The following is a 15,962-nucleotide window of genomic DNA, read 5'->3' as shown; positions in this document are numbered from 1 at the left end:
TTTTTGTCTACGCTGCGCGGGCATGCGTACGCTCCCGCTCCTTACGATTACGACTTTGACGCTGACCGCCGCGCCCGCGCTCGCGGCCGAGAACCTGACGATCGTCGAGACAGTGCTCGACCGGCCGACTGTGGTGACGCTCGGCGTGCAGGTGCTGATCGGCGACGACGACGACCGCGACGCGGCGATCGAGCTGCGCTACCGCCCGATGGGCGAGGCCGCATGGCAGGTCGGCGTGCCGCTGTTCCGCGTGCGGCCGGAGGTGGTGAACCTGCAGGTGCCGCAGCAGTTCGCCGGCAGCGTGTTCGACCTGCGGCCCGACACGACCTACGAGCTCGAGCTGCACGCGGTCGACCCCGACGGCCTCGACGAGACGTGGACGGTGACCGCGACGACGCGGCCGGTGCCGGGCGACCCGGCCGCGCCCAAGGTGATCCAGGTCAGCGACGCCGGCGAGCTCGGCGACGCGCTCGGGGCGGCCCAGCCCGGCGACGTCATCGAGCTGGCCGACGGGACCTATGGCGGCACCTGGTCGATCGAGAGCAGCGGCACCGCCGAGGACCCGATCGTCGTCCGCGGCGCCAGCAGCGACGGCACGATCCTCGACGGCGAGGGCGCGGGCGGCAACGTCATCGAGGTCTACGGCAGCCACGTCCACATCGAGCGCTTGACGATCCGCAACGCCAACCGGGCGATCCGCTTCCAGACCGCCGGCGCCGAGGGCAACGTGGTCCGGCGCGTCCACATCGAGGACGTGAACCTCGGCATCGGCGCGCGCGAGGACCAGCTCGATTTCTACCTGTGCGACAACACCCTGGTCGGTCCGCTGGCATGGCCCAACGTCTATTCGGACGACGGGGGCGTCAACGCCAACGTCGACGGCATCGTCGTCCAGGGCTTCGGCCACGTCGTGTGTCACAACGAGATGGTCGGCTGGGGCGACGCGATCAAGACGGCGCAGGACGGGGCGCGGGCGATCGACATCTACGGCAACATCACCCGCTCGGCCTACGACAACGCGATCGAGCTCGACGGCTCGACCGGCAACACCCGGGCGATGCGCAACCTGCTGCTCAACTCGTACTCGCCGCTCAGCTTCCAGCCGATCTTCGGCGGGCCGGCCTACGCGCTGCGCAACGTGGTGGTCAACGTCAAGGACGAGCAGACCAAGCTGCACGCCAACAGCGACACCGGCGAGACCGTCGGCGCGGTCATCCTCCACAACACCTTCGTCAGCCCCAGCCGCGCCAACCAGGTCCAGACCACCGACACCGCGCACGACTTCCGCCTGCTGAACAACCTTTACGTCACCCGCGCCGAGCCCGAGGGCGGGCAGACGGTGCTGTTCAGCGCGCCGTCGGCCAACGGCGAGATCGACTACAACGGCTACTGGCCCGACGGGCAGTTCGAGTTCGAGGGGATCGGCGATTACCCCGACTTCGCGGCGATGCAGGCCGCGGGGGTGTTCGAGGCCCACGGCACGCTGCTCGGCGACGACATCTTCGCCAGCGGCTACGTCGCGCCCGCCAGCTACATGCCGGTGGTCGACGAGGTCGACGTGAGCCTGTCCCAAAGTTCACTCGCGGTCGACGCCGGCGCGCCGCTGACCGGCTTCGGCGGGTTCCTCGGCGCGGCCCCGGACCTCGGCGCGCTCGAGGCCGGGTGCGAGGCGCCGCATTACGGCCCGCGCCCCGAGAACGTCGACGAGACCGCGCCCGCGCCCGCCTGCGGCGATTCGGGCGGTGAGACGTCGGACGGCGAGACGTCGGACGGCGAGACGTCGGAGGGCCCCGACACCAGCGGCGGCCCGACCAGCGACGGTCCGACGAGCGGTAGCGATCCCACCGAGGGCCCCGACCCGTCGGGCGGCGACTCGGGTCCGACCACGACCGCGACCACCGGTGACGGCCCGACCGGCGGGGGACTGACGGACGCGTCGGGCAGCGATGGTGCGAGCGATTCGGGCGCGACCGCCGGTTCGGACGGCACGAACGATGGTTGTGGCTGCCGCGCGAACTCGCGCCCGCCGGCGGCGATGCTCCTGGTCCTGCTCGCATTCGCCCGTCGCCGCCGGCGATGAGCGGACATGCATGAGCCCGCCATGTTCGGTATCGTCCCCGGCACCATGTCCGAGACGTACTACAAGATCATCGACGGTAAGAAGTTCGACAAGCAGATGCTCGAGATCGCCGAGCGCACCACCGCTGGCAAGGGTGACGGCCGGATCTCCCTCACCGACGCCAAGCAGCTGATCGGCGCCGTCACCGACGGCGGCAAGTACACCGATGTCGAGAAGGACACGATGGCGTACATCCGTGAGAACTACAAGTTCACGGAGGAGGCCGATTCGTGGTTCCGCGAGGAGATCCGCCGCTTCGCCGCGACCCGGGCCTGATTCCCCCGTAGGGCCCGATCCGCGGAGTGGATCGACGATGACGCGGGCGCCGGACCCCGGCCCGCGTCATCGTTTTTTAATGCGACGTGTGCGGCGTTCGTGGCAGTCAGGGTATTCGCCGGCGTCGGCCGACTGTCATGATTGGGCGACGGCGGCGCGCTGGGCCGCGAGGCGGCGACGGTAGAGGCTGTACCACAGCACGATCGCGCGGTCCGAGGGGACGAAGCGGCAGGCGTGCAGCGGCAGGCCGGAGCGGGCCGCGGCGCGCTGCTGGGCGAGATCGTCGGGCTGGACCAGACGCAGCTCGGCCCGCACCATCAGCCGCGCCAGCAGGCCGCCGATCACAGGCACGTCGAGGTGGTAGCGGAACAGCAGCGCGGTGCGGGTGGCGTCGATCGGGGCCAACGCCACGAGCAAGCGGCCGCCGCGGAACTCGCCGAAGATCAGCGCGGGGAAGTGACAGTTCAAGGTGATGCCGAGGCCGCTGCGGCCGTCCCACGGGCGCCCGTCGTCGCGCCGCAGGGTGCCGCCGCTGTAGATCGTGTCGCCGTCGAGGCGGGCCTCGTACGGATCGAGGCGGTGGCCGAGGCCTGGGGTGACGCGGCGGTGCGCGAACGGGGTGTGGTGAATGTCGAGGTTGCTCTCGATCGCCAGAGTCAGCGGCACGTCCCACTCGAGCGCGCCGGTGGCGGTGCGCCAACCCTCGCCGTCGGGCATGCCGTCAGGCCAGAACGGCTCGGGGTAGTCATCGCGCGGGGCGCCCCACCACAGCCAGACGAAGCCGTGGGCCTCGCGGACGGGGTAGGTGCGGGCGGCGAGCTCGGCGGGGATCCGGAAGGCCCGACCCTCGCAAGGAGCTGCGACGCAATGACCGTCAGGGGCGAAGCGGAAGCCGTGATAGGGGCACTGCAGGGCGCCGTCGACGACGCGGCCGGCGGCCAGGTCGGCGCCGCGGTGCGGGCAGGCGGCGTCGACTGCGGCGATTTGGCCATCGGCGCCGCGGAACAGCGCGAGGGCGCGGCCGAAGCGGCGCAGGGCGAGCGGGCGACCTCGCGTCACCGCGCGGGCGCGAGCGACCGCGTACCACGCGTCCTCGATGGACTCCGCGTGGTCGCGGCGGATGTGGGTCAGAGGTTCGTGGCGCATCGTCGTCGGCTCCGCGCGGGCCGGCTATCCTGTGCGGGGCCCGGCGCGTCGGAAAGAGTGGCGCAGCGAGCCCGGGGCCGCATTCATGCACCGCGCCAGAACGACTGACCGAGCGCGCCACCCGGCGACCGAGCCGACCATGGGCTCGCACTTCCCGGCGCGCTTGCTCGCGTTCGCGGAGAGCGGGGGGCTCTTGGCTGACGAGCTGCTGGCGCGCTCGGGCCTCGGCGCGGCGGCGCTCGCCGACCCCGACGCTCGCGTGCCGCTGCTCGGGGTGTACGCATTGATCGAGGCGGTGTGCGAGCGGCTCGGCGACGCGGCCAGCCTGCGCTTCGTCGCCGCCTTCGACGCCGGCGACCTCGACGCGCTCGGCTTCCTGCTGCAGACCTGCCCCGACCTCGGCGCGGCGCTGGAGCGCTTCGTCGCGTTCCAGGCGCTGTACACCGACGGCGAGCGCTTCGAGGCGGTGCGGCTCGGCGACGATTCGGTGGCGCTGCGCTACACCCCGTTCGGTCCGCCCCGCCGCGCGCACGCGTGGATGGCCGAGGTCACTTTCCTCGATTTCCTCGTCAACGGGCCGCGCTGGCTCGGCCGCGCCCTGGCGGTGAAGGCGGTCCGGCTGCGGCGCGGGCCGACCGAGGACGCGGCGCTGCGGCGCGCGCTCGGGCCGGTCGAGTTCGGGGCGCTGTGCGACGAGCTGGTGCTGCCGCGGACCGAGCTGGCGCTGCGCATGCCGGGCGCGGACGCGGCGATGCACGCGTTCTTCGAACGGTTCGCGCGCGGGCAGCTGTCGCGGCTGCCGGCCGATGCTTCGCTGCGCGCGCGCGTGCGCCTGCAGATCATCCGTCGGCTGCACCGCGGGGCGCCGACGCTGCTCGAGCTGGCGGACGAGCTCGGCCTGGCGCCGCGCACCCTGCAGCGCAAGCTGCAAGCGGAGGGCGAGACGCTGGCGGGGCTGGTCGACGCGGTGCGGCGCGAGCGAGCGGCCGAGCTGCTGGCGGGCCCGCAGGCGCTCTCCGAAGTGTCGTACCTGCTCGGCTTCTCGGCCCCGAGCGCGTTCTTCCGGGCGTTCCGCCGCTGGACCGGCGAGACGCCGGAAGGCTACCGCGCGCGCCTGCGCGGCGAGTGAGATGTCCTGAAGGACATGTCGGTGCGTGGCCGGCGAGAGAGCGAACGCTACTCGGATACCGAGCTCGGTGGGAGCGCTGCGCGCACGCGTCCGAGTGCCCGGCGTTCCCACGAGCCGACGCCGCGTGCAGCAGCGAGCAGCGCCAGGATTCCCAGCAACTTGACGAACCAGCTCGGATGGAAGATCGCCAGCCCGAACGCGAGGTTGAACGCGAACTGGGCGACCTCTGCGCCGCGGCCGAACAGCCTCTCGTACGCGAGGTCCCACGACTCGACCTGCTGCACGAGTGCCAACCTCGATTCCAGAGTTCGGGGCGGCACAGGAGCGGGCGACGGCAAAACGGGCCGCTCTGCGAGGGGCGCCAGCTCGCCCGCAGGCGCCTCGACGGCCACCTCCTCGAGGCTCTCCGAGAGAGCCGTTCGTGGACCCGCGAGCGCCCGCATCCGCCGGCGCGCCAGGTACCTCCTGGTGAATCGCTCCACCAACCCGCCCCAGACCCACCAAAATACCATCCACACGAGCGACTGCTGCCACCACACCAGGGCGAAGAGATCGAAGCCGGTGAAGAAGACGGCGGCGCCGGCCCAGAAGACGAGGGAGATGGGGGTCAGCGAGGCGTGATACCAGAATCGATTCGTCGGCAGGAAACCCCACCGCTGCGGCGGCAGGGGCCTGTACTGCGCGATGTCTTGCGGATCCAAAGCCTTCTCACTCTCGATGATTCTGCGCGCCGTTGCACTTGTCCGTGATGTAAAAAGAAGCGTAACCGAAGGCGGTTCCTGCGGCCTTGCCACATCCGACCGGACTCTTGAAAAAGATCCCGCAACCGGCGCCGACCAGGATGCCTGCAGTGGCACCAACGAGCGAGCCGGCGACTTTACACTTGAGGTCCCGGTCGTCGACCGTTGCGGCCGTGAACGCCTCGATCACCGCATCTTCGTGCCAGACCTGCATGATGCTGGCGGCAATCCCGTGCACCTGCGCAAGATTGAGGGCCGAGAAGTCCGCTGTCTCCCAGGCCGTCGACCCCTCGGCGAACCTCAACTCGGCGATGACCGTCTCGCCGACGGCGACGAGACCCACCCCCGAACCGTCGTCGTCGGTATGCACGGCGATGGACACTCGACCGACCTTCTGAAGCTCCACGACAGGCCGGACGTTCTCCAATCCGACCGGCGTCTGGAGGCTGTCCAGGAACTCGTCGGGCGTCGTGGGCGCCGCGCTGGCAGCAGGCGCCGTGGAGAGCGAAGCGGCGATGAGCAGGGGGATCGAGGGGAGGACCATGACGGGCAGCGTGGATGAGGGCACCGACGCGGCAACTTCGAGCAAGCGGCGGCGGCAACTCTTCCAGCGGACTCGGCGTGACGGGCAGCGGCCTCAGCGCGGCCGAGCGAGCAGTCGGCCCCGCCGCTTCCGGGGCGGAGTGCTCGCCGCCGAGGTCCGATACGCCGCAGTTGTCGGGTCGCCGAGGTCGGCGGCGGGCCTTGCGAGCGAGCACGACGTCGTGGCGCTGGCGCTGCTAGCGAAGGAGCAAGGGGGCGGCGCTCTCGAGCTACGGGGCGCCCATTCGCTGCCGGTTCCTGCACCTGTCTTTCAGGGCAGTTTTCGTTAAGGAAACTCAGTTGTAGATGAACGCGTCGTCGCCGTCGGTGACGGTGATGACGAGGATCGTGTCGGCCTTGAGGGCCGGGTCCAGGGCCGCGTATGCGGTCAGCAGGCTCTCTTTGTGCATCGGCCCGTAGGCGACGACGCTCAAGATCTGCTTGACCCACGCGTCCGCGGGGGCGACGTTGGCGCTGCTGAGCTTGATGTCGCCGAGCTTGCCCTTTAAAATTGTGTCGGCCTGGGCGACCGTCCACGGGGCGTCCTTGGGAAAACCGACCGCACGCACCACGCTGACGCCGACCTTGAGGCCGTCGATCTCGGCCAGGAAGTCGGTCTTCTTGCCCATCGGGTTGGTGTAGACGATCGTCGCCTCGGTCTTGAGCAGCGCCGCAGTCTCGCAGCGCGCGAGCACCTCGTAGGCGACGATCTCCGAGTACAGCGAGCCGGGGTTGAGGTTGCCCTCGTCGTAGATCTGCTGGCCGCCCGCGGTCAAGAGGTCATAGTCGTAGCCGACCACGCCGAAGTCGATCGCGCCGGTGAACACGAACGGCTCCGGTGATTCGAGCTCCATGAGATCGATGAGGCCGCAATCACCCGAGAGCTCGCCGAGCTCGCCGGGCTCGCCGGTGGTGGTGTCGCCAGTGGTGGTGTCGCCGGTCGAGGTGCTGGTGGTGGTGTCGCCGGTGGTCGTGGTGTCGTCGGTGGTCGAGGTCGACGAGGTGGTGGTCGTCGTCGTCGAGAGTTCGCCGGTGGTGAGGTCGCCCGTCGTCGTGGTCGTCTCGCTGGTCGGGCCGACGCCGGTGTCGGTGAGCTCGCCGGTGGTGGTCGAGGTCGAGCTCGAGGTCGGCTCGTCCGAGGTCGCGGTCGAGGTCGAGGTCGTCGGCGACGACGTCGAGGTCGTCTCGGCGGTGGTGCCGGAGCTCGAGTCGCCGGTGCTGGCGGACTCCGTGGTCGTGGTCCCGCCGCTACCGCCGCAGGCCAGCAGCAGCGCCAGGAGCGACGAGGGGCGGGCGAGCAGGCGGGCGAGCGCGGGCGCGGGCATCGGCGGCGACAGTAGCAGGAGCGCGCGGTGGGAGCGCGGGCGCGCGGGGCTGTGCGATCTCGCACCAGCGGGTCGTCGGGGGCGGCGCGAACCGGCGAACGAATCGCCCGGCTCGGGCATACCTGGCGACGAGGATGCCCGAGGTCCCCGACGAAGAGCTCGTGGTCGCGCTGCGCGACGGGGAGCTGGCGGCTTTCGACCGGCTCTACGGGCGCTACGAGCGGCGCCTCTACGGCTACATCCGCCGGATCGTCGGCGAGTCCGCAGTCGCCGACGACCTGTTTCAAGACATCTTTTTAAAAGTGCTGCGCGATCGCAGCTACGACCCCGGGCGCGGGCGATTCGCGCCGTGGCTGTTCGCGGTGGCCCGCAACGCCTGTCTCATGGCCCAGCGCAGCGAACGCAGCCACGCGTCGCTGCGCGAGCGGGCCCAGGTGCAGCTGCGGCCGGCCGAGGCGGCGCCGCCGGACGTGCGGATCGGCGAGGCCGCGCGAGTGCAAGCGGCCATGGCGGCGCTGCCCGAGGCGCAGCGCCAGCTCATCCTGCTCAAGCAGCTCGGCGAGCTCAGCTACCGCGAGATCGCCGGGCTCATGGGGGTCGCCGAGGGGACCATCAAATCGCGGCTGCACGCCGCCACCCAGGCGTTTCGTCGCCTGCTGACGGAGGGAGGCTCCGCCGATGAAATGTGAAGAGTGCGACGCGTCGCTGATCGACTACGCCTACGACGAATTGGCCCCCGAGCCGCGCCGCGCGGTGACGCGGCACCTGGCCGAATGCGCCGGTTGTGCGGTGGCCTACTGCCGCCTGCGCGCCGACCTCGACGGGGCGCTGCAGGCCGCCCACGAGGCGCCGCCGCCGGCCGTGCGCGAGCGGCTGCGGGCCGCCGTCGAACGCGAGTTCCGCCCGAGCTGGTGGCGCCGCGGGCTGGCGCTGGTGCAGCGGCCGGTGCCCGCGTACGCGGTGGTCGCGGCGCTGGTGCTGCCTGCCGCGCTGTGGCTGGTGCGCGAGTCGGGGCGCGACGACGTGGCGACCTCGACGTCCCCGCGGGTCCGCGGCTACGACGCCGCCGCGCCGCCGCTGATCCACCGACCGATCCTCTGAGGAGCGACGATCGAGGCTTCATGACGCATCCGGCAGAACCTCGACGAGCGACGCCGAGCTTCCGACGAGCGACGATCGGCCTGCTCTCAAAAAATCCAATGCACCTGACCCTGGAGACATCTCATGAGAAAAATGCGTAGACCGCTCTCGCTGTTGACTCTGGCCCTGTTCGCCTGCGACCCGGCGACCGACGACGCGGCGGCGGCGGCCGAGGAGGCGCCCGTCGAGGGGCCCGCGCTGGTCGAGGCGCCGGCGACGACGTCGACGAAGGCGCCGGCCAAGCCGCGGGCCGAGGCGATGCCCGACGCCGAGAAGGCGTTCGCCAAGGCCCGTCAGCTGATCGCCGAGCACTACGTCGACGCGGCGATCGACCCTGGCACGCTCTACACCGGCGCGGTCGAGGGCATGCTGGCGCGGCTCGGTCAGCCGACGACCTACCCGATCAACGAGCTGCTGGCGCCGCGCGAGCTGGCCGAGCTGCTGCACGGCACCGGCGGGACGATCGTCGGGGTCGGTGTGATGATCGAGCAGGTCGCCGGGGTGCTGGTGATCCGCGAGACCATCGCCGGCGGGCCGGCGGCCACTGCGGGGCTGCAGCGCGGCGACCGGATCCTCGAGATCGACGGGGCGAAGATCAAGGGCAAGCCGATGGTCGAGATCGTCGACCAGATCCGCGGCCCCGCCGGCACCGCCATCGACCTGTTCGTCCAGCGCGACACCGAGGAGTGGCACGAGAAGCTGGTCCGCCAGACCGTGGCGATCCAAAACGTCGAGTCGAAGCTGATCGGCGACAAGGTCGGCTACCTGCGCCTGCGCGGGTTCGCCGAGACGACGCCGGCCGAGTTCGACGCGGCAGTGGCGGCGCTGCAGACCCAGGGAGCCGAGTCGCTGGTGCTCGACCTGCGGGCGTGCCCGGGCGGGGTGCTCGACGCGGCGATCAAGGTCACCGGCTCGCTGCTGCGCGACGGCCAGGCGATCGTGACGACCACCGGGCGCGACGAGCCCGGCAAGGCGGCCGCGGCCAAGGGCGACGGGCGCTGGAAGGACCTGCCGCTGGCGGCGCTGATCGGGCCGGAGACTGCGTCGGGCGCGGAGATCCTGGCCGACGCTCTGGCGACCCACAAGCGCGCGACGCTGATCGGCGCGCCGACCTTCGGCAAGGGCACGGTCGAGAGCATCCACGAGCTCGGCAACGGCTGGGCGATCAAGCTCAGCACCGGCCGCTTCGTCGGCGCCGGCGGCGAGCCGCTGCCCGGCCGCGGGGTCAAGCCGCACCTGCCGGTGCCGGTGGTCGCCGAGGTGCAGCTCGACCCGCTCGACGCGGTGCCCTCGGAGGCCGACGCGGCCCTGGCGGTGGCGAAGACCTGGCTCGAAGACCAGGCGAAGTAGCCATGGCTCGAGAAGCCTCGCAAGAACCTGGCGTTTGGGACAGGTTCTTCGGGGCGGCAGACGGGGCCGATGCGCTCGCCGCAAGAGCGGCGTCGAGGGGGCAACTCGGACGGCGTCGAGGCGTCGCCGAGCCACCTCGTGGGATTCGCGCATGGACCCGTCTGCCCGGATGGCCTGATCGATATTCACAGTGCGAATCGCATTCTCGCGTGCGCCGACTCGGAGAGCCCGTGGTCGCGGTCGCCGGCGGAGCGCCTGTGCGGCCGCTGGGGGCGGCGTTGCTGCGACGGCGGCTCGACGTTCAAAACCATGACGAATGGGCGACAGCGCGTGTTCGAGATGGCAGGCGGACGCCGATCGGACGCGGCCGTGCCTGTGACGCCGGTCGCAGATCGTCCTTGCCGCCGCGGCCTTGACAGTGCATGGCGGGCGGCTATGCCATTGGCTGCGATAGCCGGTGTCATCGACACGAGCGGCAGCAAGACTCGTGAGGAGTGCGTCATGTACAAGTTCGTTCTTTTCGTCGTTTTCACGATCTCGAGCCTCGCGCTGGGCGGCTGCGGACAGCCGCCGCTCATGGGCAAATGGAAGGGCCACACGCAGGCGTGCGAGGTCGCGGAAGACGACGACACCTCCGTGCTCCTCACGATCGTCGTCGCCGGCTCGTCCAATGACGAGGCGGCGCTGCTCTTCACATCATTGGGTCTACCGGACGCTGCGCTGTGCGGGGGCGACCCGCCCATCGTGGACGCTTGGCAGGACAGCGTGAGCTTCGCCCGCACGATCACCTGCGACGACGGGCGCCGCATCGATTACGAGGTGGAGCTCGCGCTGGAGAGCGACGATGCGCTGGCCGGGACGGTGACGTACTCGGGCGAAAAGACGTGTGCGGTCGAGCTCATGCGCCTGGAGTGACGGGCCGACAGCCTCGCTGGCCGAGCGGGGAATCGGACGATCCGTCCCGCGCCGCAGCGAATCGTCGGATCGACCGCATCACTGGGCATCACTGGGCATCACTGGGCACGAGCTCCGCGCCGCGGCGTCGGAGAACCGCTCCGCGCGATGAGGCGGGCGGACCGAGCCGCCGAGGGATTCACCTTCCGGGCCGTCACCCACGCCATCTACGACGCCATGGCGTGTGGTCTGCAGCGCCTGTGATCACGAAACGGACCGATGCTCGGGACCGTCTCGACAGGTCCGTGGCCGTGTGACAGATTGCCCGCGAACATGCAGTCGACCTCGTGGAAGTCCATCGCCCTCGTCCTCGCCGGTATCATCCTCGGATGCAGCGCCAACGCCATGCGCGGCGCGCAGGCCCAGACCGCGTTCCCGCCGAACCCCGCAGCCACCAAGTGGCAACAATACTGCGAGCACGTCGACGACGACGAGGAGGCGAGCGAGCGCGCCCAGGCCGCAGGCGCCCAGGGCTTCGAGATCGCCGCGCTCTCTCTCTACGCCGGCAACACCAACGACCTCGTGATCTGCTTCAAGCGGCCGGCGGCCTGACCCAGGACGGGCTCTTCTTCCATACGTCCTGACGGAGCCAGGTCGTCGGCGACGGCGGCGCAGGCTCGCGTTGATTCTCGAGCTGGCTCGAAGACCAGGCGAAGCTGGCTCATGAGACATGTCGCCGCCGCGGGGCGACGTCGTCGACTCATGGCGTGGACTGCTCGCGGGCGAGGGGCGCGAGCTCGGGGCGGGCGCGCACGACGTCGGCGACGAGGAGCGGCATCTCGCTCTCCGCGAGGGCGCGGTCGATCGCCCCGCGGGCGCGGGGGACGTCGCCGGCCGCGGCGGCGAGCGACGCGAGGTCGAGCCAGAGCAGCCAGCGCTCTGCCGCTTGCGGCGTGTCGGGGGCGAGCGCGGCGGCGAGGCCCAGCGCGCGCTCGAAGTCGGCGCGGGCGTGGTCCGGTTCACCCGCCTGGAGGTACGCGCGGGCGCGCCAGGTCAGCAGGTCGCAGGCGCGGGCGCGGCGGTCGGGGGGCTGCGTCGGGCGCGTCAGCGCTTCGGCGTCGAAGCTGGCGAGGACGGCGAGCAGCGCGTCCCTGGCCCGTGGATCGGCGAGGTGGTTGACGGCGGTGTTGCGCCACAAGGCGTGGGTTTCGGCGAGGAAGCGCTCCGGGTCGAGCTCTCGCAGCAGCGGGCCGAGCAGCTCGGGGCGGGCGCGCAGCGCGGTCAGCAGCGTCGGCTCCACGGGCCCCGGCGCGGCGAGCAAGGCGCCGAGCAGGGCGCGCGCCTCGGCGATCCGGCCGACCTGCAGCAGGGCGTGGGCCCGCCACACCTGCTCGGGCGGCGCGAGCGGGCCGAGTTGCTCGAAGCGCGCCAGCGCCTCGACCGGGTCGCCGCGGACGAGCGCGCGCGTGAGGCTCGCGCGCGCGGGGTCGGCCGGCGGCGCGTCGATGGCCGCGAAGCCGCGCAGGGTCACCGCGTGGACCTCGGCGGTCAGCCACGAATTGTCCTGGTCGTGGGTGCGCAGGACCAGGCGATGGCGGCCCGCGGGCGGGAGCTCGCCGGTCAGCGGCTCGCGCAGGGTGCGAGAGGTGCCGTCGGGCAGGGTCAGCTCGCAGGCGATCTCGTCGAGGGCCGGGATCACCGACACGCGCATGGTCAGGCGGGTGGCGACCGCGGTGCTGCGCGGCGCGAGCGGGGGCTGCTGGAAGTCGCCGAGGCGCCGCTCGCCCAGGCCGCACATGAACACCCGCGCGACCTCGACGCCGCCGCGGCTGGTGCCGAGGGTGTGCGCGCCGAGCCAGACCGTCGGCGTGGCGGTCGGCGCGTCGGCCTCGGGGACCAGGGCGATCTCGAAGCCGCTGCCCCACTCGGTCTCGGCGACCGTGATGTCCGCGGCGAGCTCGATCATCTCGCCCCGCCACGCGACCGGCAGCGAGGCCAGCGCGCCCGCGGTGTCGGCGGCGAGCGCCAGGCTGCGCGCGCCGGGTCGGTGACGCAGGCCGAGCGGCTTGTCGAGCGTCCACGCGGGCGCGAGCGGGCGGTCGAAGCCGATGTCGACGCGCTCGCGGCCGACGGCGACCAGCGGGGCCCAGCGCTGCGCGAGCGCCTGGCGGACGGCGCCGGCGAGCGCGGGCAGTCGATCGAGCGCGGCCAGGGTCTGCTGCGCGCCCTCGTAGTCGCCGAGGCGGAGCTGGGTCCGCATCGCGCCCTGCAGCGCGTCGGCGGCCAGCTCGGGGGCCTCGCTCGCGCTGCGGAACAGCGCCTGGGCCTCGCGCTCGCGGCCGGAGCGCTCGCGCAGCACCGCGGCGGTGTAGTAGGCGGTGGCGCGCGAGGTCGGCCGCGAGGCGCGGCGGCCGAGGTCGGCGAACTCGCGGGCGGCGTCGTCGAGCAGGCCGAGGCTCTGCAGCGTCTGGGCGTGGCGCCACGTGCGGTTCCAGGCCGGGTCGTCGAGCCCCGGCGCCGCCGTCGGGGCCGGCGGGGTCGGGACCGGCGCGAGCGCCTCCTCGCCGGCGCCGACGACCCATAGGCGGGTGCCGCCATCGGGCTCGGGGACGTTGGCGAGCAGCTCGTCGGCGGCGTCGTCGTCGAGCTGCGCGAATCCGAGGACCTGCAGCTCGCCGAGCAGCACCGGGGTGAAGCGGCCGTCGTCCTCTTGCAGATGCAACAGGGTGTGCGTGCGGCCGCCTCGCGCGAACTCGAGGGCGATGTCGTCGCGGCCGTCGCCGTTGGCGTCGCCGACCTTGGGCGGCCACGAGTCGAAGCGGACCGCGCCGGGCGGCAGCGGGTGCGCGAGCCGGTCGCGCCGGACCAGGCGATCGCCGGCCTGCGCGTAGACGTAGAGGCCCGCGGGGTCGCCGTGGGGCCGGTCGGGCGGGAACACCAGCGAGCTGGCGTCGACGTGCATGTTGTGGGCGACCAGCAAAGGCGCGCCGCCGGGCCCGCGCAGCGGCGTGAGGCCGAGGACCATGCCGAGCTTGTCGCGGGCGACGGTCCGCAGGGTCCGCGTCGCCGGGTCGAGCCGGAGCAGGCGGACGTCGTAGGCGCGCCAGCCGGTGAAGCTGGCGGCGAGCTCGAGGGTGCCGTCGCCGTCGAGGTCGACCGGCGCGAGCCCGCTGGGGCTCGACTCGAGCGTGTCGGTCTCGGAGTAGACGACGCGGCGCTCCCACTGGCCGCCCTCCCGCGGGGTCAGCGAGATCAGCTCGCGGCCGGCGCTGGTGCCGACGTACAGCTCGCGCACGCCGTCGCCGTCGAGGTCGGCGGCGGCCATGGCGGTCGGGACCTCCTCGTCCCAGGTGAGCAGGGGCGTGAGGGCGTCCGGGTCGGCGCGGTAGAGGGTGACCGGCAGGCCGCTCTCGTAGCCGCGGCCCACCGCGAACAGCGGCTCGCCCGGGGCGACCTGCAGCGTCCGGGTCCCGGCGGCGGCCGGCAAGGCGCGCAGCGGCGGCAGGCCGGGGGCGCGGGCGGCGATGTGGACCGCGCGCGGGTCGTCGTGAAGGGGCAGCACCACCACGCGGTCGGCCTCGACGTGGACGCGCTCGACGTCGCGGTAGCCGGTCGCGCTGGCGCCGACCAGCGCCTCGGCGAGGGCGCGCACGCTGGCAGGGCCGCCGCGGGCCAGCTCGGCGCGGGCGGCCGCGAAGTCGCGCTGGCCGAAGGCGACGTCGCGCCGCAGCTCCGCCAGCTCCGGCGCGGCGCCGGGGTGCTCGTGGTCGAGCTGGCGGAACAGGCTGGCGAGCGCGTCCCACTCGAGCCGGGCGCGGAACAGCTGGGCCAGGCCGACCAGGGCCAAGAGCTGCTGGTCGGGCGCCGCGGCGCGCACGTAGGCCGAGGCGAAGGCGGTGCGCGCGGCGTCGCTGTCGCCGTCGTCGCGCCGGCGCGCCGCCTCGTGCAGCCACGCGCGCGCGAGCGCCGGGGTGCCGTCGTGGCGCGGGTCGGCGACGAACGCCTCGAACGCCCGCGCCCCCGCGCCCGGCTCGCCGGCCGCGCGCGCCTCGGCGATGCGCGCCTCGGTGGCGGCCAGGGAGCGTTCGGCGGCCCGCTCGACCTGGGCCCGCAGCCACTGCTCGCGCAGCTCGACGGCCAGCAGCACGAACAGCATTGACGCGAGGGCGCTGGCGAGGGCGAGCCCGGCGACGCGGAGCCGCTGACGGCGCGCGGCGAGCGGGTCGCTGGCGAGGCGGTCGAGCAGCTCGCTCATCGACGGGAAGCGGTCCTCCGGCCGCCGCGACAGGCCGCGCCGCAGCACCGCGGCCAGCCACGGCGGCACGCGCTCGCCCGGCTCGCGCAGGTCGCCGGCGAGGACCGCCCGGTGCAGCTCGGCGACGGTCTCGCCGGCGAACGCCCGCGCGCCGCACAGCGCCTCGTAGAGCGCGGCGCAGAAGCTGAACTGGTCGGAGCGCGGGTCGGCGAGGCGGTCGGCGAATTGCTCGGGCGACATGTACGCGGGCGTCCCGAGGAGCACGCCGGCGGCGGTCAGTCGCAGCTGCGGGCCGCGCTCGTCGGCGGCGGGCGCGGGCGCGGGCTCGTCGCCCTCGTCGCCCCAGGTGACCAGGCCGAAGTCGACCACGCGCGCCCGGCCGTCGTCGCCGACGAGCACGTTCTCGGGCTTGAAGTCGCGGTGGACGAGCCCCTGCGCGTGCGCGGCGGCCAGGCCACGACCTGCCTGAACAAACATGTCCAAGAGTTCTCGTTGCGATCCGCCGGCGGCGCGCCAGCGGGTCGTCCACGCGCGCAGGGTGCGGCCCGCGACGTACTCCATGGCGATGAAGATCCGCCCGGCCGAGGCGCTGACCTCGAAGATCTGGACCACGTTGGGGTGCGACAGTTGGGCCAGCGCTTTGGCCTCGTGGAGGATCCGCCCGTGCGCGCTGCTGCCTCGCGAGTCGGTGCGGACGCGCTTGATGGCGACGCGGCGGTCGAGCTGCTCGTCGTAGGCGACGTAGACGACGCCCATGCCGCCCTGGCCGAGCACGCGCAGCAGGCGGTAGCGCCCGAGTCGATCGCCGGGCGCGTCGGCCTCGGCGACGGGCGAGCGCTCCTCCGGGGTGTGCCGGGCCAGGTCGTCGTACGTCGCCTCGAGGGTGGCCTCCGGGTTCGACGCGGGCGGCGGCGCACCCGGGCCCGCCCCGCTCTGTTCGACGGTGGTCGCGGCCGCCCTGGCGCTCGCCGCCCGTGTCTCGGAGCCCGACACGTCGCCAGTATGC

Annotated in this window: 13 protein-coding genes; 8 read left to right on the top strand and 5 right to left on the bottom strand. The window is 72.7% G+C overall.

Features of this window, described 5'->3' with window-relative positions:
• The first annotated feature begins 22 nt into the window (after positions 1-22).
• Positions 23-2,080, top strand: coding sequence for an MYXO-CTERM sorting domain-containing protein (locus OV090_RS40295; protein ID WP_267710178.1), 2,058 nt, complete (start codon positions 23-25; stop codon positions 2,078-2,080).
• A 21-nt stretch (positions 2,081-2,101) separates the two neighbouring features.
• Positions 2,102-2,395, top strand: a complete 294-nt coding sequence (locus OV090_RS40290) for a hypothetical protein (RefSeq protein ID WP_267710177.1) — start codon at positions 2,102-2,104, stop codon at positions 2,393-2,395.
• 135 nt (positions 2,396-2,530) lie between these two features.
• On the opposite strand, the gene OV090_RS40285 is transcribed toward OV090_RS40290, so the two are convergent.
• Positions 2,531-3,541 carry an aromatic ring-hydroxylating dioxygenase subunit alpha gene (locus OV090_RS40285; protein WP_267710176.1) on the bottom strand — a complete coding sequence of 337 codons (1,011 nt, stop codon included), beginning with the start codon at positions 3,539-3,541 and terminating at the stop codon, positions 2,531-2,533.
• A gap of 139 nt (positions 3,542-3,680) precedes the next feature.
• Between OV090_RS40285 and OV090_RS40280 the strand changes: the two genes are divergently transcribed.
• Entirely contained in the window at positions 3,681-4,670 is a 990-nt protein-coding gene (locus tag OV090_RS40280) for an AraC family transcriptional regulator (protein ID WP_267710175.1), read from the top strand.
• A gap of 47 nt (positions 4,671-4,717) precedes the next feature.
• On the opposite strand, the gene OV090_RS40275 is transcribed toward OV090_RS40280, so the two are convergent.
• The 3 genes from OV090_RS40275 to OV090_RS40265 all read right to left on the bottom strand — a co-directional run bounded on the left by OV090_RS40275 (position 4,718) and on the right by OV090_RS40265 (position 7,317).
• Positions 4,718-5,371, bottom strand: a complete 654-nt coding sequence (locus OV090_RS40275) for a hypothetical protein (protein WP_267710174.1) — start codon at positions 5,369-5,371, stop codon at positions 4,718-4,720.
• 7 nt (positions 5,372-5,378) lie between these two features.
• Entirely contained in the window at positions 5,379-5,954 is a 576-nt protein-coding gene (locus tag OV090_RS40270; RefSeq protein ID WP_267710173.1) for a hypothetical protein, read from the bottom strand.
• Positions 5,955-6,288: 334 nt separating this feature from the next.
• Positions 6,289-7,317, bottom strand: a complete 1,029-nt coding sequence (locus OV090_RS40265) for a hypothetical protein (protein WP_267710172.1) — start codon at positions 7,315-7,317, stop codon at positions 6,289-6,291.
• 134 nt (positions 7,318-7,451) lie between these two features.
• Between OV090_RS40265 and OV090_RS40260 the strand changes: the two genes are divergently transcribed.
• The 5 genes from OV090_RS40260 to OV090_RS40240 all read left to right on the top strand — a co-directional run bounded on the left by OV090_RS40260 (position 7,452) and on the right by OV090_RS40240 (position 11,313).
• Positions 7,452-8,006: a sigma-70 family RNA polymerase sigma factor gene (locus OV090_RS40260; RefSeq protein ID WP_267710171.1), complete on the top strand. Its 555-nt coding sequence runs from the start codon at positions 7,452-7,454 to the stop codon at positions 8,004-8,006.
• Positions 7,996-8,418, top strand: a complete 423-nt coding sequence (locus tag OV090_RS40255; RefSeq protein ID WP_267710170.1) for a zf-HC2 domain-containing protein — start codon at positions 7,996-7,998, stop codon at positions 8,416-8,418. Before OV090_RS40260 ends, OV090_RS40255 begins: the two co-directional genes overlap by 11 nt.
• A 132-nt stretch (positions 8,419-8,550) precedes the next feature.
• Positions 8,551-9,807 (top strand): S41 family peptidase, encoded by a 1,257-nt coding sequence (locus OV090_RS40250; protein ID WP_267710169.1) that lies wholly within the window; start codon positions 8,551-8,553, stop codon positions 9,805-9,807.
• A 69-nt stretch (positions 9,808-9,876) separates the two neighbouring features.
• Positions 9,877-10,722: a hypothetical protein gene (locus OV090_RS40245; RefSeq protein ID WP_267710168.1), complete on the top strand. Its 846-nt coding sequence runs from the start codon at positions 9,877-9,879 to the stop codon at positions 10,720-10,722.
• Between the two features lie 312 nt (positions 10,723-11,034).
• Positions 11,035-11,313: a hypothetical protein gene (locus tag OV090_RS40240; RefSeq protein WP_267710167.1), complete on the top strand. Its 279-nt coding sequence runs from the start codon at positions 11,035-11,037 to the stop codon at positions 11,311-11,313.
• Positions 11,314-11,461: 148 nt separating this feature from the next.
• Here the strand turns inward: OV090_RS40240 and OV090_RS40235 are convergent, their stop codons facing one another.
• A complete protein-coding gene (locus OV090_RS40235) occupies positions 11,462-15,949 on the bottom strand; it encodes a protein kinase (protein ID WP_267710166.1) in 4,488 nt (1,495 codons plus the stop codon).
• Positions 15,950-15,962: the final 13 nt, after the last annotated feature.

It is taken from the genome of Nannocystis sp. RBIL2, from assembly GCF_026626745.1.
GTDB lineage: Bacteria > Myxococcota_A > Polyangia > Nannocystales > Nannocystaceae > Nannocystis.
This window is presented reverse-complemented; position numbering and strand designations above follow the sequence as displayed.